Annotated in this window: 18 protein-coding genes; 9 read left to right on the top strand and 9 right to left on the bottom strand. The window is 73.9% G+C overall.

The window, feature by feature from the left end; genetic code table 11:
• The first annotated feature begins 293 nt into the window (after positions 1–293).
• Positions 294–650 carry a hypothetical protein gene (locus tag ACTWO6_RS07555; protein WP_446218942.1) on the top strand — a complete coding sequence of 119 codons (357 nt, stop codon included), beginning with the start codon at positions 294–296 and terminating at the stop codon, positions 648–650.
• Between the two features lie 66 nt (positions 651–716).
• Here the strand turns inward: ACTWO6_RS07555 and serA are convergent, their stop codons facing one another.
• The 5 genes from serA to ACTWO6_RS07530 all read right to left on the bottom strand — a co-directional run bounded on the left by serA (position 717) and on the right by ACTWO6_RS07530 (position 8676).
• The gene (serA, locus tag ACTWO6_RS07550; protein ID WP_446218941.1) at positions 717–2315 is read right to left on the bottom strand and encodes a phosphoglycerate dehydrogenase; all 1599 of its coding nucleotides are present in this window, start codon (positions 2313–2315) and stop codon (positions 717–719) included.
• A 257-nt stretch (positions 2316–2572) separates the two neighbouring features.
• Positions 2573–3586: a ketol-acid reductoisomerase gene (ilvC, locus tag ACTWO6_RS07545; RefSeq protein WP_446218940.1), complete on the bottom strand. Its 1014-nt coding sequence runs from the start codon at positions 3584–3586 to the stop codon at positions 2573–2575.
• 55 nt (positions 3587–3641) lie between these two features.
• The gene (gene ilvN, locus ACTWO6_RS07540; protein WP_446218939.1) at positions 3642–4157 is read right to left on the bottom strand and encodes an acetolactate synthase small subunit; all 516 of its coding nucleotides are present in this window, start codon (positions 4155–4157) and stop codon (positions 3642–3644) included.
• A complete protein-coding gene (locus tag ACTWO6_RS07535) occupies positions 4157–6043 on the bottom strand; it encodes an acetolactate synthase large subunit (protein WP_446218938.1) in 1887 nt (628 codons plus the stop codon). The genes ilvN and ACTWO6_RS07535 overlap by 1 nt, the downstream gene beginning before the upstream one ends.
• Positions 6044–6231: 188 nt before the next feature.
• Positions 6232–8676, bottom strand: a complete 2445-nt coding sequence (locus tag ACTWO6_RS07530; protein WP_446220582.1) for a putative bifunctional diguanylate cyclase/phosphodiesterase — start codon at positions 8674–8676, stop codon at positions 6232–6234.
• 129 nt (positions 8677–8805) lie between these two features.
• Between ACTWO6_RS07530 and ilvD the strand changes: the two genes are divergently transcribed.
• Both ilvD and ACTWO6_RS07520 read left to right on the top strand, forming a co-directional pair.
• Entirely contained in the window at positions 8806–10653 is a 1848-nt protein-coding gene (ilvD, locus tag ACTWO6_RS07525; protein WP_446218937.1) for a dihydroxy-acid dehydratase, read from the top strand.
• A gap of 56 nt (positions 10654–10709) precedes the next feature.
• The gene (locus tag ACTWO6_RS07520) at positions 10710–11420 is read left to right on the top strand and encodes a hypothetical protein (protein ID WP_446218936.1); all 711 of its coding nucleotides are present in this window, start codon (positions 10710–10712) and stop codon (positions 11418–11420) included.
• Between the two features lie 76 nt (positions 11421–11496).
• Here ACTWO6_RS07520 and ACTWO6_RS07515 read toward each other — a convergent pair whose 3' ends face one another.
• The 3 genes from ACTWO6_RS07515 to ACTWO6_RS07505 form a co-directional block, all read right to left on the bottom strand.
• Complete coding sequence (locus tag ACTWO6_RS07515; RefSeq protein ID WP_446220581.1) at positions 11497–13188, bottom strand: SulP family inorganic anion transporter; 1692 nt, start codon at positions 13186–13188, stop codon at positions 11497–11499.
• An 86-nt stretch (positions 13189–13274) separates the two neighbouring features.
• Complete coding sequence (locus ACTWO6_RS07510; protein WP_446218935.1) at positions 13275–13613, bottom strand: ArsR/SmtB family transcription factor; 339 nt, start codon at positions 13611–13613, stop codon at positions 13275–13277.
• Positions 13614–13795: 182 nt separating this feature from the next.
• On the bottom strand, positions 13796–16282 hold the full coding sequence (locus ACTWO6_RS07505; protein ID WP_446218934.1) for a putative bifunctional diguanylate cyclase/phosphodiesterase: 2487 nt from the start codon (positions 16280–16282) through the stop codon (positions 13796–13798).
• Positions 16283–16531: 249 nt separating this feature from the next.
• On the opposite strand from ACTWO6_RS07505, the gene ACTWO6_RS07500 reads away from it, so the two are divergent.
• Positions 16532–16909 carry a PH domain-containing protein gene (locus ACTWO6_RS07500; protein ID WP_446218933.1) on the top strand — a complete coding sequence of 126 codons (378 nt, stop codon included), beginning with the start codon at positions 16532–16534 and terminating at the stop codon, positions 16907–16909.
• Between the two features lie 10 nt (positions 16910–16919).
• Here the strand turns inward: ACTWO6_RS07500 and ACTWO6_RS07495 are convergent, their stop codons facing one another.
• Complete coding sequence (locus tag ACTWO6_RS07495; RefSeq protein WP_446218932.1) at positions 16920–17846, bottom strand: 2-hydroxyacid dehydrogenase; 927 nt, start codon at positions 17844–17846, stop codon at positions 16920–16922.
• A gap of 199 nt (positions 17847–18045) precedes the next feature.
• Between ACTWO6_RS07495 and ACTWO6_RS07490 the strand changes: the two genes are divergently transcribed.
• The 5 genes from ACTWO6_RS07490 (at position 18046) to ACTWO6_RS07470 (ending at position 26100) form a co-directional block, all read left to right on the top strand.
• Entirely contained in the window at positions 18046–19857 is a 1812-nt protein-coding gene (locus ACTWO6_RS07490; protein ID WP_446218931.1) for a SpoIIE family protein phosphatase, read from the top strand.
• 52 nt (positions 19858–19909) lie between these two features.
• Positions 19910–21085, top strand: a complete 1176-nt coding sequence (locus ACTWO6_RS07485; protein WP_446218930.1) for a PQQ-dependent sugar dehydrogenase — start codon at positions 19910–19912, stop codon at positions 21083–21085.
• Positions 21086–21210: 125 nt separating this feature from the next.
• Positions 21211–22824, top strand: a complete 1614-nt coding sequence (locus ACTWO6_RS07480) for a metallophosphoesterase (RefSeq protein ID WP_446218929.1) — start codon at positions 21211–21213, stop codon at positions 22822–22824.
• Between the two features lie 457 nt (positions 22825–23281).
• Positions 23282–25537 (top strand): hypothetical protein, encoded by a 2256-nt coding sequence (locus tag ACTWO6_RS07475; RefSeq protein WP_446218928.1) that lies wholly within the window; start codon positions 23282–23284, stop codon positions 25535–25537.
• A gap of 68 nt (positions 25538–25605) precedes the next feature.
• Complete coding sequence (locus ACTWO6_RS07470; RefSeq protein ID WP_446218927.1) at positions 25606–26100, top strand: hypothetical protein; 495 nt, start codon at positions 25606–25608, stop codon at positions 26098–26100.
• Positions 26101–26121: the final 21 nt, after the last annotated feature.

Below are 26121 nucleotides of genomic sequence, written 5' to 3'. Positions count from 1 at the left end.
CGATCGGCCCCCACGGTCTCGGCAACGACCGTGGGGGCCGGTCAGCGACGAGTGCGCGTGGCTCGCGCAATCGAGGGGTGCGGACCGGTGGGTCGGACGTCCGACCACGCCACCCGAAGACGGGCTGGCGCCGCGACTCCGCCAGCGACCGCACCGGTACGCTAGCGAATCGACGCAACTCGACGCAAGAGTCTCCACAGCGGACCGTCGCGGTCCCCGAATCGACCGGTCCGCCACTGGCCTGCGGCGGGGCAGGGGTGACGGCGCGGACCCGGGATGGCACGCTGTCCGCCGTGAGTTTCGATCTGAGCGTGTGGGCCCTGCCGGACGGGGCCACGCCCGCCGAGGTGCGGGCAGCGGTGCAGCGGTGCCGCGAGGGGCGGCACGGCGACCGTCACCCCGATCCCAGGGTGGTCGGCTTCTACCGGGCGATCACCGCCGCCTATCCCGACCGTCAGGCCGGTCCGGACAGCCCGTGGGAGGTCACCCCGCTGCACGCGGCCGCCGACCACGTGGAGCTGAACCTCTTCCCGACCTGCGAGGACCAGGTTCTGCTCGACATCGAGCGGCTGGCCGGTGCGCACGGCCTGATGCTCTTCGACGCCCAGGACGGCTCGGTCTACCCACCGCCGGCCCGCGTCACCCCCTGACCCCTGGTCCCGGTACGACGAGGGGCCCGGCCGTGTCGGCCGGGCCCCCGATGTGTCGCGCGTGGACTACTCGTCGCGCAGGTCGGCCGCGCTGGCCGCGACCGCGCCGATCGAGTCGGCCGCCGAGCTGAGCAGGTCCGCGCCGAGCGCCTGGTCGACGGTGAGCGTCATCAGCGTCTCGCCGCCGGCCTCCCGGCGGGCCACCTGCATCGCGGCGATGTTGACCCCGGCCTCGCCGAGCAGCGTGCCGACGGTGCCGACCACGCCCGGCCGGTCGACGTAGCGCAGGAAGACCAGGATGCCCTCCGCGCCGATCTCCACGTCGAAACCGTCCACCTCGGTCAGCTTGATGACGTCCCGGATGCCGGTCTGGGTCACCGTGCCGGAGACGCTGACCGTACGGCCGTCCGGCAGCGCGCCACGGATCGTCACCAGGTTGGGGTGGTCGACCGTCTCGGCCTGCGTGGTGAGGGTGACCTCGACGCCGCGCTCGGCGGCCAGGTGCGGCGCGTTGACGTAGGTGACCTGCTCCTCGACCACCGAGCTGAACAGCCCCTTGGTGGCGGCGAGCTTGAGCACCGAGACGTCGTGGTTGACGATCTCGCCGCGTACCTCGACGGTGACGCTGGCGGCCACCCCGCCGGCCACCGCGGTGAAGGCCCGGCCGAGCTTCTCGGCCAGCGGCAGCAGCGGGCGGACGTCCTCGGCGACCACGCCGCCGGCCTGCACGTTCACCGCGTCCGGCACGAACTCGCCCTGAAGCGCCAGCTTGACGCTCTTGGCCACGGCCAGGCCGGCCTTGTCCTGCGCCTCGTGGGTGGAGGCGCCCAGGTGCGGGGTGGCCACCACGTTGTCGAAGGCGAACAGCGGCGAGGAGGTGCACGGCTCCTTGGCGTAGACGTCGACGCCGGCGCCGGCGACCCGGCCCTCGGCGATCGCGTCGGCCAGGGCCTGCTCGTCGACCAGGCCGCCGCGGGCGGCGTTGACGATCCGGACGCCCGGCTTGACGATCGCCAGCTCCTTCTCGCCGATCAGGCCCACGGTCTCCGGGGTCTTGGGCAGGTGGATGGAGATGAAGTCGGCCTCCCGCAGCAGCTCCTCCAGCCCGACCAGGCGGACCCCGAGCTGCGCGGCGCGGGCCGGCTGGATGTAGGGGTCGTACGCGATCAACCGGGTGCCGAACGCGGCGATCCGCTGCGCGAAGAGCACGCCGATGCGGCCGAGGCCGACCACGCCGACGGTCTTGCCCTGCAGCTCGACGCCGGTGTACTTCGACCGCTTCCACTCCCCCGCCTTCAGCGCGGCGCTGGCCGCGGCGGTGTTCCGCGCGACGGCGAGCAGCAGCGCGACGGCCTGCTCGGCGGCGGAGACGATGTTGGAGGTGGGGGCGTTGACGACCATGACGCCCCGCGCGGTGGCGGCCGGCACCTCGACGTTGTCCAGGCCGACGCCGGCCCGGGCGACCACCTTCAGACGCGGCGCGGCGGCGATCGCCTCGGCGTCGATCTGGGTGGCGCTGCGCACGATCACCGCGTCGGCCTCGGCGAGCGCGGAGAGCAGGGCCGGGCGGTCGGTGCCGTCGACGTGGCGTACGTCGAAGTCGTGCGCGAGCACCTCGATGGCGGCGGGAGCGAGTTCTTCGGCGATCAGTACGACAGGATTCATCGGTCCTCGTAGATGTCGTCAGAGCGGTCGGCTGCGGCGTGGGACGCCGCGCTGCGCCCTGCGGTGAGCCGTGCCATGGCCGTCAGGTGCCGGCTACGCACCTACCTGGGATCGTAGGGCGCGGGCCGGTCGGAGTGTCCGGGACGGCGGGGTGAGCGCCCTCACAAACCCGACATGTCCCGGGCCTGAACAGGGGCGGAACGCAGGCGGTGGCGGGCCCGGCGCCGGGGAGAGCGCCGGACCCGCCACTGTGCGGGTCAGGCGGTCTCGGTGATCGGCCGATCGACCCAGCTCATCATGGCGCGCAGCTTCTGACCGGTCTCCTCGATCGGGTGCGCCGCGCCCTCGGCCCGCCACTTGGCGAAGTTCGGCCGGCCGGCCTCGTCCTCGGCCACCCACTCGCGGGCGAACTCACCGGACTGGATCTCGCCGAGGATCTTGCGCATCTCCTCCTTGACGCGGGAGTCGATGACCCGCGGGCCGCGGGAGAGGTCGCCGTACTCGGCGGTGTCGGAGACGCTGTAGCGCATCCGGGCGATGCCGCCCTCGTACATCAGGTCGACGATCAGCTTCAGCTCGTGCAGGCACTCGAAGTAGGCCACCTCGGGGGCGTAGCCGGCCTCGGTGAGCACCTCGAAACCGGTCTGCACCAGCGCCGCCGCGCCGCCGCAGAGCACCGCCTGCTCGCCGAAGAGGTCGGTCTCGGTCTCCTCGGTGAAGGTGGTCCGGATGGCGCCGGCCCGGGTGCCGCCGATGCCCTTGGCGTACGACAGGGCGAGCGGGAACGCGGTGCCGCTGGCGTCCTGCTCGACGGCGACCAGGCAGGGCACACCCTTGCCGTCGACGTACTGGCGGCGGACCAGGTGACCCGGGCCCTTCGGGGCGACCATCGCCACGTCCACGTCGGCCGGCGGGGTGATCAGGCCGTACCGGATGTTGAAGCCGTGGCCGAAGAAGAGGGCCTTGCCGGGGGCCAGGTTCGGGGCGATCGCATCGGCGTAGAGGGCCCGCTGCGCGGTGTCCGGCGCCAGGATCATGATCACGTCGGCCTCGGCCGCCGCCTCGGCCGGGGTGAGCACCCGCAGGCCCTGCTCCTCGGCCTTCGGCCGGCTCTTCGAACCGGCGGGCAGGCCGATCACCACGTCGACGCCGGAGTCGCGCAGCGACAGCGCGTGGGCGTGACCCTGGCTGCCGTACCCGATCACGGCGACCTTGCGGCCCTGGATCAGGCCCAGGTCGGCGTCGTCGTCGTAGTACACCTCAACGCTCATTGACTTCCCTTTCGTACGGCGGTCCGCAGCGGCCCGTCGTGGACTTGTGTGGTGGTCAGGCGGCGCGCAGCGCGGGCGCGGCGGTGATGGAGCGCGAGCCGCGCCCGATCGCCACCGTGCCGGACTGGACCATCTCCTTGATGCCGAACGGTTCGAGATCGCGCAGCAGCGCGTCGAGCTTGTCGGGGGTGCCGGTGGCCTCGATGGTCAGCGTGTCCGGCGCGACGTCGACCACCCGGGCGCGAAACAGGTTGACCGTCTCCAGCACCTGCGCCCGGGCGTTGCGGTCCGCGCGGACCTTGACCAGCAGCAACTCCCGGGCAACCGAGACCTGCGGGTCCAGCTCGACGATCTTGAGCACGTTCACCAGCTTGTTGAGCTGCTTGGTGACCTGCTCCAGCGGGGACGACTCGGCGTTGACCACGATGGTGATCCGGGAGACGTCCGGGTTCTCGGTCTCGCCCACCGCGAGGCTGTCGATGTTGAAGCCGCGCCGGGAGAACAGGCCGGAGACCCGGGCCAGGACACCCGGCTTGTTCTCCACCAGCACGGAGAGGGTGTGCATCGTCATCAGAGTTCGTCCTCGTCGAAGGCGGGGCGGACGCCCCGGGCGAACATGATCTCGTCGTTGCTGGTGCCGGCGGCGACCATCGGCCAGACCATGGCGTCCTTGCCGACCACGAAGTCGATCACCACGGGGGCGTCGTTGATCGCCATGGCCGCCTCGATGGTCTTGTCCACGTCGGCGGCGTTCTCGCAGCGCAACCCGACGCAGCCGAGCGCCTCGGCGAGCTTCACGAAATCCGGAATGCGGTGCTTGTGGGTGCCCAGCTCGGTGTTGGAGTAGCGCTCGCCGTAGAAGAGGGTCTGCCACTGCCGGACCATGCCCAGGTTGCCGTTGTTGATCACGGCGATCTTGACCGGGATGCCCTCCAGCGCGCAGGTGGCCAGCTCCTGGTTGGTCATCTGGAAGCAGCCGTCACCGTCCACCGCCCAGACCACCGTGTCCGGCTTGCCGACCTTGGCGCCCATCGCCGCCGGCACCGCGTACCCCATGGTGCCGAGGCCCCCGGAGTTGAGCCAGGTGTAGGGCTTCTCGTACGAGATGAACTGGCTGGCCCACATCTGGTGCTGCCCGACGCCCGCCACGAAGATCGTGTCCGGGCCGGCGATCTCGCCCAGCCGCTTGATCACGTACTGCGGGGAGAGCGTGCCGTCGGCCGGCTCCTCGTAACCGAGCGGGTAGCGGTTGCGCAGGTCGTCGAGCTGGGTCCACCAGTCGCCGAGCTCGGTGGCCGGCCGGGCCGCCTGCTCGCTGGTGACCGCGGTGATCAGCTCGTCGATCACGTGCCGGGCGTCGCCGACGATCGGCACGTCCGCGTGCCGGTTCTTACCGATCTCGGCCGGGTCGATGTCGGCGTGCACCACGGTGGCGTCCGGCGCGAACGAGTCCAGCCTGCCGGTGACCCGGTCGTCGAAGCGGGCCCCGAGCGCCACGATCAGGTCGGCCTTCTGCAGGCCGTAGACCGCGGCGACGGTGCCGTGCATGCCCGGCATGCCGAGGTGCTGCCGGTGCGAGTCGGGGAACGCGCCGAGCGCCATCAGCGTGGTGACCACCGGAATGCCGGTCAGCTCCGCCAGCCGGCGCAGCCCGTCGGTGGCGCCGGCCTTGAGCACGCCGCCACCCACGTAGAGCACCGGGCGGCGGGCGCCGGTCATCAGCCGGGCCGCCTCCCGGATCTGCTTGCCGTGCGGGTGCAGGGTCGGCCGGTACCCGGGCAGGTCCAGGGTGGGCGGCCAGGCGAAGGTGGTCGGCGCCTGGAGGACGTCCTTGGGGATGTCCACCAGCACCGGGCCGGGCCGGCCGGTCGAGGCCAGGTGGAACGCCTCGGCCAGGACCTGCGGGATCTCCTCGGGGGTCTGCACCAGGAAGTTGTGCTTGGTGATCGGCAGGGTGATGCCCTGGATGTCCGCCTCCTGGAAGGCGTCCGTGCCGATCGAGGGACGCGCGACCTGGCCGGTGATCGCCACCATCGGCACCGAGTCCATGTACGCGTCGGCGATCGGGGTGACCAGGTTGGTCGCGCCCGGGCCGGAGGTGGCGATGCAGACGCCGACCTTCCCGGTCGCCTGCGCGTAGCCGGTGGCGGCGTGGCCGGCGCCCTGCTCGTGCCGGACCAGGATGTGCCGGACGGTGGAGTCGTAGAGCGGGTCGTACGCCGGCAGGATCGCACCGCCCGGAATGCCGAAGACGACGTCGACGCCGAGCGCCTCGAGCGAGCGCACCAGCGATCCGGCGCCGGAGACCTGCGCCGGAGCGGCCTGCCGTACCGCCGGGGCGGCCGGGGCGGCCCCGTTGCGGGGGGTGGGGGCGTGGTCGGCGTCGCTCGCCGGCTCGGAGGCCGAGCGGGCTCGCCGGACGGAGTGGGCGAGGGTCTCTGGCGTGGGTCTCGTCATGGCGGTTCAGGCCTTCGGCTGGAGTGGGTGAGGCTCTTTCACGCAGTGCGACGCGGGCGGGGCCCGCCCCGATGGGGTCCGACGGCAATAAAAACGGCCCACGTGCAGATGCACGGGGCCAGCGCACTCTCGATGAGGGAGAGTGCGCTCAGGTAAGTACTCGCAGCGACCGGTTCGACGACATGCGGCTAAGCCTGACGCATCTCACGCGATGAGTCAACTGATCCCACATTTTGGTTCACGGACGTGGGCGTGTCGTACCCGGACGTGGCACCGGAGACCCCTCCCACCTGCGGGAAGTCCTCCTCTGGAGCGCGCGGCGCGGGCACCGGCGGCGTCGCCGCGGGCGGGTTCGACCGCAGCCGCGGCAGCAGCGGCGACGGCGCGGGACGGGGCGGGGCGGCTCGTGGGCCGGGGGGCAGCGGCGCGGGGCGCGCGCCCGGCGAGGTCGCCGCCTCCAGCATCGCCTCCAGGTGCTCGGCCGGCACCCCCCAGCCGAAGAGCGCGCCCTGCCCGAACCGGCAGCCCGCCGCGACCACCGCGGCCAGCTCGGTCGGGTTGGTGACGCCCTCGGCGATCACCTCCAGCCCGAGCTGGTGACCGAGGCGCATGACGATGTCGACCATCGGCGCGAACGCCGGCCCGTCCCGACCGACGGGACGCACCGGCTCGTGCTCGGCGACCAGACTGTGGTCGATCTTGAGAATGTCGATCGGCAGCCGGCGCAGCTGCCCCAGCGAGGAGTAGCCGGCGCCGAAGTCGTCCAGCGCGATCCGGACCCCGGTGAGCCGCAGCGCGGTCAGCCGCCGGATCAGCTCGTCGAGGTCGGTGGCGACGGCGTGCTCGGTGACCTCCAGCACCAGCCGCTGCGGCGGCACGTGGTGCGCGCGCAGCGCGTCGGCGACCTGGACGACGTACTCCGGGGCGTGCAGCTCGCGCGGGGAGACGTTCACCGAGACCCACACGTCGTGACCGTCCGCCAGCCAGCGGGAGAGCTGGTAGCAGGCCTGGTGCAGCACCCAGGCGCCCAGCTTGGCGATCATCCCGCACTCCTCGGCGAGCGGGATGAACTCGTCCGGGCGGACGTTGCCCAGCTCCGGGTGGTGCCAGCGGAGCAGCGCCTCGGCGCCGACCGGACGCACCGACGGCAGCGACGCCACCGGCTGGAACGCCAGCCGCAACTCGTCGCGCTCGATCGCCCCGCGCATCTCGTGCTCGAGCATGGTGCGCCGGCGCAGCAGCTGGTCGTACGCGACGTCGTACCGCTCGATCCGGTTCTTGCCCCGCTGCTTGGCGTAGCGCAGGGCCAGGTCGGCGTTGCGCAGCAGCAGCTCCACGTCGGGCTCGCCGCAGTTCCCGGCCACCCCGATGCTGACCGAGAGGAAGACCGGCCCCTCCGGCTGGTCGTACGGGCGGCCCAGCACCCCGAGCAGCCGCCCGGCGACCCGGTCGGCGTCGGTCGAGCCGTGCATCAGCACCGCGAACTCGTCGCCGCCGAGCCGGGCCGCCAGGTCGCCCGGGCGCAGGTTGCCGCGCAGCCGGCGACCCACCTCGGCGAGCACCACGTCGCCCACGTCGTGGCCGCGCATGTCGTTGACGTTCTTGAAGCCGTCCAGGTCGAGGCCGAGCAGCACACAGGGCACGTCGGCCTCGACGCAGCGCTGCAGCGCCCGCAGCAGCCCGCGCCGGTTGGCCAGGCCGGTCAGCGGGTCGGTGTGCGCCAGCTCACGGAAGTGCGCCTCCCGCGCGGCCAGCCGGTCGGCGTAGCCCCGCACGTCGTTGAGGGCGAGGTACTGCCGGGCCACCAGCGCGAAGCCCTCGACGCTGCCGGCGACGATGCCGAACGCGTCGAACCGGCCGCCCTGGACGAGGTGGAACATCGCCGAGGCGGCCATCGCGAACATCGGCACGAAGGCGTACTCGCCGTCCCGGCGGATCAGGTCGACGTCCACCTGACCGGGCGGGTCGACCCGGTGCACCGCCGGGACGACGGCCAGCAGTCCCGCCGCCTGCACCGCCGCGCCGGCCAGCGCCATTCCCGGGCCGGCCTGGCAGAGCCCGGCGGCCAGGCCGAGCCCGCCGCAGGTCACCGCGGTGACACCGGCGCCGAGCAGGGCGAGCCGGCGCCGGGGCGGGGCGGCCCGCAGCACCATGATCATGGTCAGCCCGGCGGTGAGCGCGGCGGTCACCGTGGCCAGCGCGATCGGTGTGCAGGCCACCGGGGTGGCCGCGCCGAGCAGCCGGGTCGGTTCGGAGAAGACCACCCAGCCGACGAACCAGAGCGCGCTGGCCATGATCAGGCCGTCGAGGAGCAGCCGGGCGGTGGCGGGCCCGGCCGCGGCCGTCCCGGGGAGCCGGAGCAGGGCGGCGCCGAGGGCGAGCCCGCAGAGCGCCGTACCGACCGAGACCAGGGTCGCGAAGCCGGTGCGCTGCCCCTGCTGATGGGCCCAGTGCTCGCTGCCGGCGAGCGTGGCGGTGACCCCGACGAGGAGGGTGAGCAGCGCGATCCCGGCCGCGGCGGCGAGCAGCACGTGGGCCTGGCGGTGCGGCCCGACCCGGCGACGGGCCGACGCGGTCAGCAACGCGGTGGCGACGGCGGCGACGAGCCCGCTCAGCACCGCGACGGCCACCATGCCCGGGGGGAAGTGCACGGCCTCAACTGTGCCGGATCGGCGCACTCCGTGGGGCACCGGGTGTGCAACTGTTGGGACACGGCGCGCGTGCCGGGGGGTCGCCGCGAGACCGGTGTCAGACTGGTACGCATGCCTGAGCTGCGGTCGAGGACCTCCACCCACGGTCGGACGATGGCCGGCGCCCGGGCCCTGTGGCGGGCCACCGGGATGACCGACGACGACTTCGGCAAGCCGATCGTCGCCATCGCCAACAGTTTCACCCAGTTCGTGCCCGGTCACGTACACCTCAAGGACCTCGGCGGCCTGGTCGCCGACGCGGTGGCCGAGGCCGGCGGCGTGGGCCGGGAGTTCAACACGATCGCGGTGGACGACGGCATCGCGATGGGTCACGGCGGCATGCTCTACTCGCTGCCCAGCCGGGAGCTGATCGCCGACGCGGTGGAGTACATGGTCAACGCGCACTGCGCGGACGCCCTGGTCTGCATCTCCAACTGCGACAAGATCACCCCCGGGATGCTGCTGGCCGCGCTGCGGCTGAACATCCCGACCGTCTTCGTCTCCGGCGGCCCGATGGAGGCCGGCAAGACGATGGCGATCGAGGGGATCGTGCACTCCAAGATCGACCTGATCGACGCGATGATCGCGTCCTCGAACGAGGCGGTCACCGACGACCAGCTCGGCGAGATCGAGCGCTCGGCCTGTCCGACCTGCGGATCCTGCTCCGGCATGTTCACCGCCAACTCGATGAACTGCCTGACCGAGGCGATCGGCCTGGCGCTGCCGGGCAACGGCTCGACGCTGGCCACCCACGCCGCCCGCCGGTCGCTCTTCGTCGAGGCCGGCCGGACCGCCGTGGAGATCGCCAAGCGCTGGTACGACGGGGACGACGCCTCGGTGCTGCCGCGCGCCGTCGCCAACCGGAGCGCCTTCGAGAACGCGGTCGCCCTGGACGTGGCCATGGGCGGATCGACCAACACGATCCTGCACCTGCTCGCCGCCGCCCGGGAGGCCGAGCTCGACTTCGACGTGGCCGACATCGACGCCATCTCCCGCCGGGTGCCCTGCCTGGCCAAGGTCGCGCCGAACTCCCCGCAGTTCCACATGGAGGACGTGCACCGGGCCGGCGGCATCCCGGCCATCCTCGGCGAGCTGGACCGCGCGGGCCTGCTCAACCGGGACGTGCACGCGGTCCACTCCCCCTCGCTCACCCGGTGGCTCGCCGACTGGGACGTGCGCGGCGGCTCGGCCACCCCGGGGGCGATCGAGCTGTTCCACGCCGCGCCGGGCGGGGTGCGCACCACCGAGCCGTTCTCCACCACCAACCGCTGGTCGTCGCTGGACACCGACGCGGCCGGCGGCTGCGTGCGGGACCGGGAGCACGCGTACTCGGCCGACGGCGGGCTGGCCATCCTGCACGGCAACCTGGCCCCGGAGGGCTGCGTGGTGAAGACCGCCGGGGTGCCCGAGGAGTGCCTGACCTTCCGCGGCCCGGCGAAGGTCTACGAGTCCCAGGACGACGCGGTGTCAGCGATCCTGGCCAAGCAGGTGGTCGCCGGCGACGTGGTGGTGATCCGGTACGAGGGCCCGAAGGGCGGCCCGGGCATGCAGGAGATGCTCTACCCCACCTCGTTCCTGAAGGGTCGAGGGCTGGGCCGATCCTGCGCGCTGCTCACCGACGGCCGGTTCTCCGGCGGCACCTCCGGGCTGTCGATCGGGCACGTCTCCCCCGAGGCGGCCTCCGGCGGGCTGATCGCGCTGGTCCGCGAGGGCGACGAGATCGTCATCGACATCCCGGGGCGCTCCATCGAGCTGAACGTCCCCGAGGACGTGCTCCAGGCCCGCCGGGTCGCCGAGGAGAAGCGCGACCGTCCTTACACCCCGACCGACCGGCAGCGGCCCGTGTCGGCGGCGCTGCGCGCGTACGCCTCGATGGCCACCTCGGCCAGCGACGGCGCCTACCGCCGCGTCCCGGAGTAGGTGGCCCCCCACGTCGCGCCCCGACGCCGGTATGGTCCGGCGTCGGGGAGGCGATCATGAGCTACGCACGACTGATCCGACCGGTCATCGACCGGGTGTACGTGGGTGCCCGCTGGGCGGCGCGGCCGCGGATGGAGGCGTTCTACGCCGAGCGGGGCGCGAGCCTCGGCTTCGAGAACAGCCTCTTCTCCGGGGTGCTGGCCCGGCCGATGCCGGCGGAGGCGCTGGCCGACGCCCTGGTCTACACCGACGGGGACATGACCGCCGAGCTGGCCCAGGGCGTGACCGTGGTGGACGCCGACGGCACGTGGCACCTCACCGAGCTGGGCCGGGAGCTGGCGCTCTTCGCGCAGCGGGCGACCGCCGAGGCCGCCGCCGAGCTGTGGTCCGCCGGGCCCAGCCTGCTTCCCGGGCTGGCGTCGGCGCCCCGGCTGGCCGACCTGGTCGGCCGGGTGCTGGCGGCCGGCCTCGCCACCGGCGGGCCGGCGTTCCGGGCGATGGCCCCGGCGTACGAGCCGGACGACGCCTCGCCGGCCATGTTGTTGACCACCCGGCTCGGCGCGCTGCGCCACCACCGCGCCGACGCGCACCGGGCGGCGTGGCGGGCCGCCGGGCTGACCGTCGAGGAGATCCGGGCCCTGCCCGGCGGGCCCGAGCGGCAGGCGATCGAGGCCGAGACCGACCGCCGCGACGAGCCGGCCTACGCGGCGCTGTCCGCCGACGAGCGGTGGGAGCTCCTCGCCGGCCTCGGGGCCCTGCCGAGCTGACGACCCGCTGCCGTCCGGATTCCGGCGGGACACCAGCCGGCCGACGGCGTTACCGAACGGGAGGGACCGGCCGGGATCAGGCGGTGGCGGCTGCCGCGGGAGCGTCGGCGCCGGCCAGCACGACGGTCCGGGCGTGGCGGATCGCGGCCGGGGTGTCCGGGAAGACCAGCCCCTCGCGGCGCAGCTCGTCGGCGACCCCGAGGGTGCTGAGCACCTGGTCGTGGCCCGGGGTGATGCCGGAGAGCAGCACGGTGATGCCGCGTCCCCGCAGCCGGCGGATCGCGTCGCCGAGGACGTGCGCCCCGGTGGCGTCCATCGTCGTCACCCGGGACATCCGCAGGATGACCACCCGGACGTCGGCGACGTCGGAGAGCTCCAGCAGGAAGCTGTGCGCGGCGGCGAAGAAGAGCGGCCCGTCGAGCCGGTACGCCACGATGTGCTCGGCCAGCAGCGCGTGCTCCTCGGCGCGGTGCTCGCCGGGGTCGAGGGGGACCTGTTCCAGCCGGGCGCTGCGGGCGACCGCGCGCAGCGCGAGGACGACGGCGACGGCCAGGCCGACGGCCACCGCGGTCACCAGGTCCCAGATCACGGTGACGGCGAAGGTGAGCACCAGCACGAGCGCGTCGCCCCGGGTGGCCCGGGCGAGCGCCCAGAGCGAGCCGGCCTCGACCATCCGCACGGTGGTGGCCAGCAGCACGCCGGCCAGCGCGGCGAGGGGGATCCGGCCGACCAGCGGCGCGGCGGCCAGCACGATCGCCGCGAGGGCGACGGCGTGGGTGAGGGCGGCCAGTTTGGAGCCCGCCCCGGCCCGGACGTTCACCGCCGTGCGGGCGATGGCGGCGGTCGCCGGGATGCCGCCGAAGAGCGGGGAGGCGAGGTTGGCCAGGCCCTGGCCGAAGAGTTCCCGGTCCGGGTCGTGCCGCTGGCCGACGGTCATCCCGTCGGCGACGGTGGCCGACAGCAGGCTCTCCAGCGCGGCGAGGGCCGCGACCGCGAGCGCGCTGGGCAGCAGCACACCGACCGCGCCGGGGTCGAGGAAGCCCAGCGACGGCGCGGGCAGCCCCTGCGGCAGCGCGCCGATGCGGACCAGATCGACCGGGGCGAGCTCCGCGAGGACCGTCGCGGCGGCCACCCCGAGCAGCGAGAACGGCAGCCCGGGGCGCCACCGGGCGCCGAGCAGCATCAGCGCCGCGACGGCGAGGGCCACCGCGAGGGCGGCAGGTTTCGGATGTACGACGAACCGGGCGACCGCGTCCGCGGCCACCGCCCAGACCCTGTCGCCGTGGGCGTCGGTCACGCCCAGCGCGGCGGGCACCTGTTGCAGGGCGATCACCACCGCGATGCCGGCGGTGAAGCCCTCGATCACCGGGGTGGGCAGGTAGCGGACGTACCGACCGAGGCGGGCCAGGGCGAGGGCGATCAGCACCAGCCCGGCCATCGCCCCGACCATGAGGACGCCGGTGGGGCCGAAGCGCTGCACCACCGGCACCAGCACCACGGTCATCGCCCCGGTCGGGCCGGAGACCTGGAGGTTGGAGCCGCCGAAGACTGCGGCCACGGCGCCGGCGACCACGGCGGTGACCAGCCCGGCCTGGGCGCCCAGCCCGGAGGTGACGCCGAACGCCAGGGCCAGCGGCAGGGCCACCACCGCCACGGTCAGCCCGGCCAGCAGGTCCCGCCGGGGTGAGCGGCGGGCCGCCGCCCAGTCGGCCCGGCCGGGCAGCAGCCCGAACACCCGGCTCCGGAGCAGGCCGCCGACGCGCCGCAGCCGGCGCCCGTCGCCCTGCCGGCGACCCCGTCCCCTACCGGCGCCGCCGGTGGCCGGACCTGCGACGTGACCCAACGCCGCTCCGGTCACCGGTCCCCTCCCGAGGCACGTAGCTCGTCGAGGAGGCCGTCCCGGTCGGTGAGGACCGCGCCGAGGATCCGCCGCCCGGCGGCCAGCAGGTCGGCCACGTCGGGGGTACTGAGCGCGTACATGACCAGCGGGCCGTCGCGGTGGGAGGTGACCATCCCGGCGCGGCGCAGCACGGCGAGCTGCTGGGAGAGGTTGGACGCCTCGACGTCGATGGCCGCGAGCAGGTCCCGGACCGGCTGCGGGCCGTCCTGGAGCAGTTCCAGGACCCGGATCCGCACCGGGTGCCCGAGCGTGCGGAACAGCTCGGCCTTGGCCTGGTACAGCGGCACCGACATGAACACCCTCCCCCTCGCCCTGAAGACTTTAGCACTTGAAGAATTCTTCAAGTGATGGGAGCGGGTGGCGTCGCGACGGAGGGCGCGGCCCTGCCGGGGAGGGCGCCACGAGACGTGATCAGCCCGCCTGCGAGACGCGGACGGCGGCGCGGAGCCCGGGCCGAGGCGCTGAACGAACGGGCTCAGCGGGACGCCGAAGGGAACTCCTCGAACCACGCCTCCACCCGCTCCGCGGTGGCCGGCCGCGCCAGCGCGAAACCCTGGCCGTACCGGCAGCCGGCCCGACGCGCCCCCGCGACCTGGGCGTCGGACTCCAGCCCCTCGACCACCACCGCCACCCCCAGCCGGTCGCCGAGGCTGACCACCACGTCGATCAGCGCGCGCTGCGCGTCACCGGCCGCCCCGACCAGGTGCGGGCCGACCTTCAGCAGGTCGATCGGGAGCCGGCGGAGCTGGGCCAGCGAGGCGTGCTCGGCCCGGAAGTCGTCCAGCGCCGTCCGCACGCCCAGCGACCGGAGCCCGGCCAGCCGGGCCACCACGGTGGGCAGCTCGGCGGCGACCGCCGGCTCCGCCACCTCGACCACCAGCCGCTCCGCCGGCACGCCGTACGCGGCCAGCGCGGTGGCGGTCCGCGGCACGAAGTCCGGCGCGGCCAGCTCCCGGGGCCCGACGTTCACCGACATCCACAGTTCCCGACCGCCGTCGGACCACTCGGCGAGCTGCCGGCAGGCGCGGTCGAGCACCCAGCGGCCCACCTCGCCGACGAGGTCCAGGTCCTCCGCGACCGGCAGCAGCTCGGCGGGGAGCACCGTGCCCAGCACCGGGCTGCGCCAGCGCAGCAACGCCTCGGTGCCCACCGGCAGCCGGTCCGCGAGGTCCAGCACCGGCTGGTAGACCAGGTCCAGCTCGCCCCGGGCGACCGCCCCGGGCAGCTCGCGTTCCAGGTCCAGCCGGCGGACCAGCTGCTCCTCCAGGTAGGCGTCGTACCACTCGACCCGGTCCCGGCCGAGCTGCACCGCCCGGCGGCGGGCCAGGTCCGCCTGGCGCAGCACGTCCTCCGGCTCGCCGCCGGGCGTCTCCGCCAGCCCGACGCTGGCCTGCAGGCGCGCCACCCCGCCGGGCAGCGGGTACGGCTCGGTCAGGGCGGCGAGCAACCGGGTGGCCAGCGCGTACGCCAGCACCGGCCCGACGTCGGTGAGCACCGCGAAGACGTCACCGGTCAGCCGGGCCACCAGGTCCCCGGGCCCGCAGCCGGCCCGGAGCCGGCCGGCGACCTCGACCAGCACCTCGTCGCCCGCCGCGTGCCCCGATCCGGCGTTGACCGCGCCCAGTCCGTGCAGGTCGACGACGAGCAGCGCCCCGGGCGGCGACCCCGCCCCACGGTCGGCCAGCTCGCGCAGCAGCTCCCGGCGGTTGGCCAGCCCGGTGAGCTGGTCGGTGGCGGTGAGCCGGCGCACCGTCCGGGCCAGCCGGTCCCGCTCGTCGAGGCCCCCGACGAACTCCCGCAGCCGGGCCTCCAGGGCGGTGAGCCGCTCGGCGCGCCGGCGGTGGTCCACAGCGGTGAGCAGCTCCTGGAGCACCATCGGCGGGATCACCGCCAGCCCGAGCGCGATCGCCGGGGCGGTGAACTCCCCCACGGCCCAGAGGTGGAGACCGGCGGCGAGCGCGGCGATGCCGGCCGGGGCGGTCACCCGGGGCCAGGGCGCGGGCGGCCCGTCGGGGCGATGGGTCACCCCGGCCGAGGCGCGTCGGGCCCCGGTGGCGGTGAGCAGCGCGCCCGCCAGCAGCGGCGGCACCACGGTGAGGACGGCACGCTCCGGCGCCGGGTAGACCAGCAGCACCACGAGACCGGCCAGCCCGGAGAGGGTGGCCGCCGCGCCGGACAGGCAGAGCGCCGCGCCCGGGCGGCGGCGCCGGTCGGCCAGCGCGGCGACGACCAGCACCGCCAGCCCGACCGCGCCGGCGACGCTCGCGGTCCGGGCCAGCGGCGGCACCTGGCCCGCCGGCAGCAGCATCCAGCCGGCGAAGACCAGGCTGACGCCGAGGCCGACCACGTCCACGGTCCGGCGGAGCCGTTGCGGGCCGGAGAGCCGGGAGCGCCCGGGCAGCCGGAGCAGGCCCACGGCCTGGAGCGCGGCGACGACGGCGAGCCCGACCAGCACGACCGGCGGCCGGTGCGCCGCCTCGGTCAGCGGCAGCACGGCGACGGTGAGCCCGGCCGCGAGCACCGCCGCGTCGAGGATCGCGACCACCCGGCGGGACACCGCGACCGGGCGGGCGCGCCGGCCGAGCGGCGGGCTCGGGTCGGTCGCCGTCGGCACGCGGGTGTCGACGCGGACCGGCGGGTGGGCGGGGCCGACGGGCGGTGCGCCGCCCCCCGGGGGCGATCCCGGGTCGCTCGACGGGGGCGGACCGGCGCCGGGCCGGGCGGGCGGCACCGCGACGGCGGACGGGGCCGGCGCGGGCGGGGTGGCCCGGGCACCGGCGAGCCCGGAGAGCCGGACGCAGGCCAGGGCGGAGCCGGCCGCGACGGCGAGCGCCAGGGCCGCCGGCGGCGGGACGAGGCCGGCGGCGCCGGCCAGGACGAGCAGCGTGCCGACCGCCAGCACGACGAGATCGGGCGGCGACGGTCGGCGACGGTGCTCGCCGGAGAGGTACGCGACGGACACGGCGGACGCCTTCGTGAGGGGGCACGGGGCGGTGCGTTGCGCAACGACGTGCGGTTGTCCCGGCGGTACGGGGTGGACGGTGGGTGCGACGGAGCGGCGGCGGGGGACCTGGCGCGACCACGCGAACAAACGATTCCCACGAAAGGCGGTTACGGGTAAGCGCCGGTGACGCCGGTCACATGAGCCCCGCCGCCCGGCGCATCCCTGCCCGGCCGGAGCCGGGCCGGGCCGAGGTGCGATCATCGGGGGGTGAGTCGCGCCGACACCGTCCGCTTCCGGCCCAACCAGGCGATCGTGGTCGCCGCGATCGTCGCGTTCATCGGCGCCCTGCCGCTGGCCACCGCCCGCTGGTGGCTGCTCTGGGTGCTGCTGATCCCGCTGGCCGTCGCGGTCTGGGCGTGGCGCTCCGGCACCGAGGCCGACCCGCGGGAGCTGCGGCTGCGGGCGCTCGCCGGGCAGCGCCGGATCGCCTGGGACCGGGTCGCGGAGCTGGCCGCCGACGAACGCGGCCGGGCGGTCGTCCGGCTCGACGACGGCGAGCGCCTGGTGCTGCCCGCCGTCCGGGCCGCCGACCTGCCCCGGCTGATCGCCGCCACCGGTCAGGAGCTCCCCGACAGCACCCGCTGAGCCGGCCCGGTCAGTAGCCCTCCACCACCCGGTTGACCAGCGGCTCGCCGGCCGCGAACCGGCGCAGCTGCTGCCCCACCAGCCGGTACGCCCGCGGCAGGAGGCCGCGCACCGAACCGGCGACGTGCGGGGTGAGCAGCACGTTCGGCAGCCCCCACAGGGGATGGTCGGCGGGGAGCGGCTCGGGATCGGTGACGTCCAGCGCGGCCCGGAGCCGACCGGTGGTCAGCTCGGCGACCAGCGCCGACGTCCGGGCCACCGGGCCGCGGGCCGCGTTGACCAGCAGCGCGCCGTCGGGCATCGCGGCGAGGAACTTCTCGTCGACCAGCCCCCGGGTCTGCTCGGTCAGCGGCACCAGCAGCACCACCACGTCCGCCTCCGGCAGCAGGCCGGGCAGCTCGTCCACCCCGTGCACCCCCTCGGCGGGCCGGGCGGTGCGGGCGACCAGGGTGAAGGTGACCTCGAACGGGGCCAGTCGGGCCCGGACCGCCGCGCCGATCGAGCCGGCGCCGACGATCAGCACCCGCTTGCCGGCCAGCTCGTCGGTGGGGGCCACCTCGTCGTACGCCCACTCGCGGCGCCCCTGGGCCCGGGCCAGCGGACCGAAGCCGCGCAGCTGGGACAGGACGGCGGCGACCACCCACTCGGCGGTGGCCGAGTCGTGCACCCCGCGGGCGTCGCAGAGGGTGACCCCCGCGGGCATCCGGCCCACCCAGGCGTCCGCCCCGGCGGAGAGCAGCTGCACCACCTCGACGTCGGGCAGCTCGGCCAGCAGGGCGCCGGCGGCGGGACCGGCGAGGAACGGCGGCACCCAGAACCGCACATCGTCCGGGGCTGACGGGAGCCGGGCCGGGTCCTCCATGACATCCACGGTGACGCCCGGGGGCAGCTCACCGAGGAGGGCCTGACCGGCGCGGTGCGGGATCCATACCTTCACGACCGCCGACGATAACCGTCGCGCCCGTGGGCGGGCGCGCGGTGTCCGAATATGCCCGGTCATACCTGGTGATTCGCCCCGGTACGCGGGCAACGTGACCTTGACGACTGTGGTGCGGCCGAGATGCCGGACCGCGCCGCCGGGTATAACCGATGACGGAGCGTCGGCCGGCGCTCCCCCGCCCGCAGACAGGTGGCCGATGACCGAGGAAACCGCCGAACGTTCGGCTGCGCCCATCCCGGCGCTCACCGACCCGGAGCGGCTGCGGGCACTCACCGAGACCCGGCTGGACGCCGCGCCCGACGAGGCCTTCGACCGGTTCGCCCGGCTGGTCACCGACCTGCTCGACGTACCGGTCGCGCTGGTCTCGCTGGTCTCGCCGGAGCGGCAGTTCTTCCCCGGCGCGATCGGCCTCCCCGAGCCGTGGGCCGGCCGGCGGCAGACCCCGCTGAGCCACTCGTTCTGCCAGCACGTCGTCGACATCGAGGTGCCGATGGTGCTGCCGGACGCCCGGCTCTACCCGCGGGTCCGCCGGAACCCGGCCATCGAGAACCTGGGCGTGGTCGCGTACGCCGGCATCCCGCTGACCGACCTGAACGGCCGGGTCCTCGGCTCACTCTGCGCGATCGACAGCAAGCCCCGGGCCTGGACCGCCGAGCAGCTGCGCACCCTCGCCGACCTGGCCGCCGCCTGCTCCTCAGAGCTGCGGCTGCGGATCGCGCTGGAGGGCGCCGAGGTGGCCCGCCGGCGCGCCGAGGAGGCGCACGACCGGCTCGCCATGCTCGCCGGCATGAGCGAGACCCTCGCCGGCACGCTGGACATCAACACGGCGGTGAGCCGGCTGAGTCACGCGATGGTGCCGCTGCTGGCGGACTGGTCTCTGATCACCCTGGTCGATCCGGCGGGCGCGCCGCGCACCGTCTCGGCCGTGCACCGGGACCCGGACCGGGCCGCCGACGTGGCGCGCTTCGCCGAGCTGATGGCCACCGGCCTCGGCCCGGAGTCGATCATCCGGTCGGTGCTGCGTACCGGTCGGCCGGTCCTCGGCAGCGCGGCCGGCGTGGGCGACGTCGAGCGCGGCACCACCGATCCCGAGCTGCCGTCGCTGGCCACCCGCCTCGGCATCGCCTCCCAGCTCAGCGTGCCGGTCACCGCGCCCGGGCGGGGCGGCACGATCGGCTGCATCACCCTGGTCAGCGGGGCGCAACGGCGGGCGTTCGACGACGGTGACCTGCAGACCGCGCTGGACATCGGCCGGCGCGCCGGCCAGGCGGTCGGCAACAGCTGGATGTACGGCGAGCAGCGGCACGTCGCCGAGGTGCTGCAGCACAGCATGCTCCCCCACCTGCCCGTGGTGCCCGACATCGAGCTCGCGGCGCGCTACCTGGCCGCCGCGGACCGGGCGGAGGTGGGCGGCGACTGGTACGACGCCTTCGTCCAGCCCGACGGCGACCTGATCGCCGCCATCGGCGACGTCGCCGGCCACGACATCGAGGCGGCGGCGACCATGGGTCAGCTCCGCAACCTGGTCCGCGGCAACGCGTACGGCCGCACCGACGCGGTGGCCGACCTGATGTCCCACCTGGATGGGGCGATCCGCGGGCTGCGCATCCCCACGGTGGCCACCGCCACCCTGGCCCGGGTACGCCCGACCGGGGCCCACGGGCTCGCGGTGAGCTGGTGCAACGCGGGGCACCCGGCGCCGCTGCTGATCCGCGCGGACGGCTCGGTCGAGGTGCTCGACGAGGCGCGGGAGCCGCTGCTCGGCCTGGCCCGCCCGAGCCGCCGGACCAGCCGGGAGCTGGCGCTCGCGCCGGGCGACACGCTGCTGCTCTACACCGACGGCCTGATCGAGCGGCGGGACCGCTCGATCGACGAGGGGCTGGCCGAGCTGGTCGACCGGCTCGCCGGCGCGGCGAAGCTGCCGCTGGGTGACCTCTGCGACCAACTGCTCGCCACGGCGCACCGCGCGGAGGACGACGTCGCCCTGCTCGCCCTCCGGGCCCGTTGACGCGCGAGTTGGCGCGCCCGGATCGTCGGCCGGCCGGGATAGGCTGGGCCGGGTGAGCGCCCGTCCCCCGTACCCCCGCATCGGCCGCCTCCGGGCGGCGCTCGCGGCGTCCTGCGCGGCGCTGCTGCTGGGCACCGCCGGCTGCGCCTTCGGCGAGCCCGGGCCCGACCCGGCCGGCGAGCCGCCGAACCTCCCCACACCGTCGGCGACGGCCAGCGCGGGCGGCGCCGGCCAGCAGGTGGTGGCCACGGTGCTGGCGAAGGGGCTGCGGGTGCCGTGGGCCGTCGCCTTCCTCCCCGACGGCGCCGCGCTGGTCACCGAGCGGGACAGTGGACGGATCCTCCAGGTCGGGCCCGGCTCGGGGCCGGAGGGGCTGACCGTCACCGTCGTGCAGACCGTGCCGGACGTGGCGGCCGGCGGCGAGGGCGGGCTGCTGGGCATCGCCGTCTCCCCGTCCTACGCCAGGGACCGCACGGTCTTCGTCTACTACACGACCGCGCGGGACAACCGGATCGCCCGGGTGCCGCTGGGCGGGCGGCCCACGCCGATCCTCACCGGCATCCCGGCCGCCGGGAACCACAACGGCGGCGGGCTCGCCTTCGGCCCGGACGGCAACCTGTACGCCAGCACCGGCGACGCCGGCCGGCAGGCGAACGCCCAGGACCGCAGGAGCCTCGGCGGCAAGATCCTCCGGATCACCCCGGACGGCAAGCCGGCGGCCGGCAACCCCTTCCCCGGCTCGCCGGTCTGGTCGCTGGGGCACCGCAACGTCCAGGGCTTCGCCTGGGACGCGGCGAAGCGGATGTACGCCGTCGAGTTCGGCCAGAACACCTGGGACGAGATCAACCAGGTCACCCGGGGCGGCAACTACGGCTGGCCGCAGGTCGAGGGGCGGGCCGGCGACAAGCGGTACGCCGACCCGATCGTGCAGTGGCGCACCGCCGAGGCCTCCTGCTCCGGACTCGCCGCGACCGAGCGGCTGCTGGTCACCGGGTGCCTGCGCGGCGAGCGGCTCTGGCTGGTCGAGCTGACCGACAAGGGCACCGTGCTCGGCCAGCCCCGCGAGCTGCTGACCGGGAAGTACGGTCGGCTCCGGGCCGTGGCCGCCGCCCCGGACGGGTCACTCTGGGTCACCACCTCCAACCGGGACGGGCGGGGCCAGCCGGCGCCGGAGGACGACCGCATCCTGCGGCTGGTCTTCGCCGGCGGCGGGGCCGGGCGCAGCTGACCGACCCGCCGTAGCGGGCCGGCTCCACCCGGGGGCGGGGCCGACACGCGGGCCGGGCAGGTGAGGACGCGCCGGCTTCTATCGGGTTTGCCAAGATCCCTCGACGGGCAGGTCAGAATTTCAGCATGGACGGCCAGGAGAACGAGCAGCGCGACACCGGGGGCGATGGCACCCCGGCGACCGGACGTGCCCGGCGCTGGGTGAGCTGGCCGCAGCGTGCCGCCCGGTCGGGTCGGAACGGCTGGCTGCGGCGGCTCGGCGTGGCGCTGGCCGTCCTGGCGGTCGCCCTGGGCGGGGTGGTCGCCGGCACGTACGCCGGTGGGCACGTCGGCACCGACATCGGGCCGTTCCGGGCGGAGCTCGACCTGAGCCCGTCGCTGGAGGGCGGCACCACCGTCGACGTCCCGCCGCTGGGCGCGCTGCTGCTGAACAGCCACGACGGGCCGACCTACCTCACCGTGCGGCTGGGCGCGCTGGACCAGCGGCGGACCCAGGCGCTGATCGACGACCCGGCGAGCATCAGCCGGGCCAGCCAGTCCGCCGTCGCCGACGTCCGGGCCGGGGTGCTGCGCCTGGGTTTGAAGACGCTGGGCGCGGCGGTGCTGGCCACCCTGCTGCTGGCGGGGCTGGTCTTCCGCGACACCCGGCGGACGGCCTGGGCCGGTGGGCTGGCCCTGGTGATCACGGCCGGCAGCCTCGGGCTGGCCGCGGCGACCATGCGCCCACAGGCGATCGAGGAGCCCCGGTACGAGGGACTGCTGGTCAACGCCCCGGCGATCGTCGGTGACGCGCGCCGGATCGCCAACGACTACACGAAATACGCCGAGCAGCTTCAGCGGCTGGTGGGCAACGTCAGCCAGCTCTACACCACCGTCTCGGCGCTGCCCGTCTACGAGCCGGCGCCCGGCACCACGCGGGTGCTGCACGTCTCGGACATGCACCTCAATCCGACCGGGTGGCAGCTGATCCGGACGGTGGTGGAGCAGTTCGGCATCGACGTGGTGATCGACACGGGCGACATCACCGACTGGGGCAGCGAGCCGGAGGCGTCCTTCGTCGGCTCGATCGGTCTGCTCAAGAAGCCGTACGTCTACATCCGGGGCAACCACGACTCGGCGAGGACGGCCGCGGCGGTGGCCCAGCAGCCGAATGCGATCGTGTTGAACAACTCGACGACCACGGTGGCCGGGCTGACCGTCGCCGGGATCGGCGACCCCCGGTTCACGCCGGACAAGAACACCTCACCGGCGGGCAGCGGCCTGACGAAGCAGGTGGCCGACCAGGTGATCGGCGCCGGCGAGCAGCTCGCCACCACCGTCACCGCCTCGCCGCGCCCGGTGAACATCGCGCTGGTGCACGACCCCGCCTCGGCCGGGCCGCTCTCCGGCACCTGCCCGCTGGTGCTGGCCGGGCACACCCACGCCCGGCAGGTGTCCAAGCTGCCGCAGGTGCCGGGGAAGCAGCCGACGCAACTGTTCGTGGAGGGCTCCACCGGTGGCGCCGGGCTGCGCGGCCTGGAGGGCGAGAAGCCCACCCCGCTGTCGATGTCGGTGCTCTACTTCGACCAGCAGAAGATGCTTCAGGCGTACGACGACATCACGGTGGGCGGCACCGGCCAGGCGCAGGTCAACCTGGAACGGCACGTGATCAAGGATCCGGCGCAGGGCGCGGAGGTGCCGGTCACCCCGACCCCGACGCGCGGCGGGCCCGAGTCGGCCAGCCCGAGCCCGACCCGCTGACCCCGCGGTCGCCGGGCGCCGACTGGCCGGACGGGGGCTTTCCCAGCTCAGCAGGGGTGTTGCGTGGGGTGCAGCAGAGCAAAGGGCGGGGTGGGACACCTCGGTCGCCGTCAGCCAATCACCGTCGGTGGGGGCGACGACTCGGGCATGAACTGCGTGGACCGCAGCGACTGGGCGTGACCTCGCGGGCGCCACCTGCTCCAGCTCGACGTCGACGAGGTTCACCGATGCCGCCGGGTCAGTCGGTAGCTACTTTCCGGCCTCCTGATCGTCCGCCAAGGCGGTGTAGGTCCAATTCAACCAAACTTGCACATAGTCCTCCGGCAATAGCAGGCTAATTCCGGCGGGACTTCAGATAGTGGTTTTGTTGAATATGCTCCCGAGAGCTTTTGTCCATAATGCACAGACGGGAGTGTCGATGAGACACAGAGGACGATGGCGGTCAGGACTTGCCGCTGTGGTTGCGGCACTGGTCGCCGCACAGGTGGCGCTCGTCGCCGCCCCGGCGTCCGCAGGGGAGACACCTCTCTGGCAGGTGGAGGTAGCGAAGATCCCCACCGCGAAGTACACCCGGGACGCGAAGGTTTACGTCACCGAGGCTACCCAGGCGTTGCGCCCGTACGTCGGTGATGGGCTGGGTGACAGCCGGATCGACCCGGTGTTGGCGGATGTCGACACCCGGTACTTCGACGGTGCACGGCTCAACAGCGCGGCCAACGGCGAGATCGCGTTCGACAACCTCCAGCACCTGGAGTCGTTCCTCAAGAGCCGCATGACCGGCGCCAGCCCGCCAAACGGTGAGGCCGAGCAGGCCCACGTGGCCGCCCTGGTGGAGACCCTCACCGGAGTGCGGCTGCTGGCGGACGCGGCGATCCAGGACGCCGAGGCGACGATCGGGCCGTTCCGGGCCAGCCCACCACCCGCGCCCGCCCCCGCGGGGCTGACCGAGGCGTTCGCGGATCTCGAGGCGGCCAAGGTGAACCTGGCCAAGGCCGACGAGATGCTGGTCAAGGCCAACCCCGAGCCGGCGACCATCCAGGCCGAGAGCGCCTGGGCAAACGGCTTCAACGTACTGGCTCGGCTGGGCATCACCTACACCGGCGACCACGACAACGACGGGGTCGTCGACGGGGTGGAGCTACGCTTCGGTGCAAGCCCGCTGCTCGTGGACTCCGACGGCGACGGGCTGACCGACAAGTTCGAGATCACCGAGCTGGCGGGCTGGACGATGCCGGGAGTGGTCGACACCGACCGCGACTCGGTCGCCGACGGCGCCGAGGACGTCGACGTCGACGGCCTCACCAACCTCCAGGAACAGGACCTCGGCACCTCACCCACCAACCCGGACACCGACGGCGACGGCGCCACCGACGGTGCCGAGGTGGCCCAGGGCAGCAACCCGCTCGTCGCCGACCAGCCGCGCGCCCCGCCGGCGCCGGGCGACGTACCGCCAATCGAGCCCGTACCCACTGACATCGACACCGACGGCGACGGGGTGCCGGACGCCACCGAGGAGGACAACGGCTCCGACCCGGCGAAACCCGACACCGACGGCGACGGCCTCTCCGACAGCGTCGAACTCGACTACCTGATCAGCGCGCTGTTCCAGGACACCGACAACGACGGCCTGCGCGACGACTACGAGATCGCCAACGCCGAGGCGCAGGGCCTGCACCCGAGCCAGTTCGACGAGCAGATCAGCAAGTGGACGTACGTCACCGACTTCCTGCTGGGGATGTTCGCCGGCGACTTCGCCGAGAAGGACTCGATGGCCTGGCTGGCCGGCAACCTCTGCGGCGGCGGACTGAGCGTAATCCCGGTGGTCGGATGGATCCTCGGCGGGCTCGCCGACATCCGCGACACCATCGCCGCGCTCATCCACGCCGACTGGGTCAGCGCGGGACTGAGCATCCTCGGCGTCATCCCGTACGTCGGCGACGCGGTCTCCATCCCGGCCAAGGTCGCCAAGTTCGTCAACAAGTACGCGCACCGGCTCATGGCGGCGGCGCGCTACGTCGCCAAGTACGACAAGATCCCAGACACCGTCAAGGAGCTCACCTACGAGCTCATCATGCCCGAGGTCTGGGCGTACCTCGTCGCCGAGCAGGTCGAGGAGCCGGCCGGGATCGTCGCGGCGGCGGCCAGCAGCCGGGTCTCCAAGGCGAACTTCGACCGGCTGCTCAACGGCAAGCGAACCGACCTCAAGCGGCTGCACGAGATGATGACCGACCCGCTCGCGCGGCACGAGAACGGCCCGAAGGTCGACTGGGCATACGGCTGGGAGAGCGGCGAGATCAACTTTGCCGACATGATGCGGGGCATCGGCCGGCCCGGCGAGCGGGATTTCGGCATCAAGAAGCCGGACAGCCCTGCCTTCGATGGCGGCCGCAGAGTCGACTACGCCGAAGAAACCGACGAGGGCTGGATCTTCCACGAGGTCAAGTCCGGCTTCGCCTACGCCAGTGATCGGGTCCAGGAGCAGGTCGACCAGTGCGAGAAAGACGCCTGGTACCAGGATCCCGCCAACCAGGACACGATCAAGGAAGCCAATCTGGAGAAGATGAAAGGCAAGGGCGTCAAGAAGATCCACTGGCACTTCGTGGCGAGCGGCAGCGGTCAGCCCAACGTGGACGACCTCGGCATGTCCGAGGAGCTGTACAACTGCCTGAAGGCGAACAACATCCCCTACACTATCCACTTCCCGACGGACTGATCGCAGCGTTGCGGGCCGGGCCACGTGCCCGGCCCGCACCTCCGGACCCCATATGTGAGGACGCAGGAATGACCTCTTCGCCTTTCGCGGTGCCGGGCATCGAGCCGAGGACCGGCTCCGCGAACCAGGGCAGTGTCGGTTACCGCGGCGACCAGCTCGCCGGTCTTCCCGTGGTCGCGGCCGTCCTCGATCGGCTCCCGGCGGAGCTGATCGCGCTGGCCGGTCCGGACGAGACCCGGGAGGAGTACCCGATCGCACGCCAGGCACTGACCAAGCAGGTCTACGTGTCGACCGGCAGCGGCCTGCACTGGGGGCTCGGGTTCGCCGACGAGGTGGGCCACCTCGTCCAGCCGAGCCTGGGCCGCATCCCTGAGGACCTGATCGAGAAGGCGCTCGCCGAGCAGCCGGGCGTCGCGTCCGTACGCCATTACGACCGGGAGTCCTTCGAGGCGGAGACCTCAGAGCTGCTGCGCGCGGACGAGATGATGGCCCGCTGGCTGGCGGCCATTCTCGCCGCACACCGCGCGTACGCCCGGCACCTCGGGCGTGAGCTGCCCTACTGACATCAGGCCAGCTCAGCAATC

The sequence above is a fragment of the Micromonospora sp. IBHARD004 genome (assembly GCF_052814115.1).
The sequence above is the reverse complement of the archived record's forward strand: the minus strand, read 5'-3'. Positions and strand labels throughout refer to the sequence as shown.

What these genes read in the sequence shown, in the direction of transcription:
- serA (WP_446218941.1), bottom strand. Translation starts at nt 2,315, where the DNA reads ATGAATCCTGTCGTACTGATCGCCGAAGAACTCGCTCCCGCCGCCATC.
- ilvC (WP_446218940.1), bottom strand. Translation starts at nt 3,586, where the DNA reads ATGAGCGTTGAGGTGTACTACGACGACGACGCCGACCTGGGCCTGATC.
- ilvN (WP_446218939.1), bottom strand. Translation starts at nt 4,157, where the DNA reads ATGACGATGCACACCCTCTCCGTGCTGGTGGAGAACAAGCCGGGTGTC.
- ACTWO6_RS07535 (WP_446218938.1), bottom strand. Translation starts at nt 6,043, where the DNA reads ATGACGAGACCCACGCCAGAGACCCTCGCCCACTCCGTCCGGCGAGCC.
- ACTWO6_RS07530 (WP_446220582.1), bottom strand. Translation starts at nt 8,676, where the DNA reads ATGGTGGCCGTCGCGGTGCTGAGCGGGCTCGTCGCCGCCGTCGCCACC.
- ilvD (WP_446218937.1), top strand. Translation starts at nt 8,806, where the DNA reads ATGCCTGAGCTGCGGTCGAGGACCTCCACCCACGGTCGGACGATGGCC.
- ACTWO6_RS07520 (WP_446218936.1), top strand. Translation starts at nt 10,710, where the DNA reads ATGAGCTACGCACGACTGATCCGACCGGTCATCGACCGGGTGTACGTG.
- ACTWO6_RS07510 (WP_446218935.1), bottom strand. Translation starts at nt 13,613, where the DNA reads ATGTCGGTGCCGCTGTACCAGGCCAAGGCCGAGCTGTTCCGCACGCTC.
- ACTWO6_RS07490 (WP_446218931.1), top strand. Translation starts at nt 18,046, where the DNA reads ATGACCGAGGAAACCGCCGAACGTTCGGCTGCGCCCATCCCGGCGCTC.
- ACTWO6_RS07480 (WP_446218929.1), top strand. Translation starts at nt 21,211, where the DNA reads ATGGACGGCCAGGAGAACGAGCAGCGCGACACCGGGGGCGATGGCACC.
- ACTWO6_RS07470 (WP_446218927.1), top strand. Translation starts at nt 25,606, where the DNA reads ATGACCTCTTCGCCTTTCGCGGTGCCGGGCATCGAGCCGAGGACCGGC.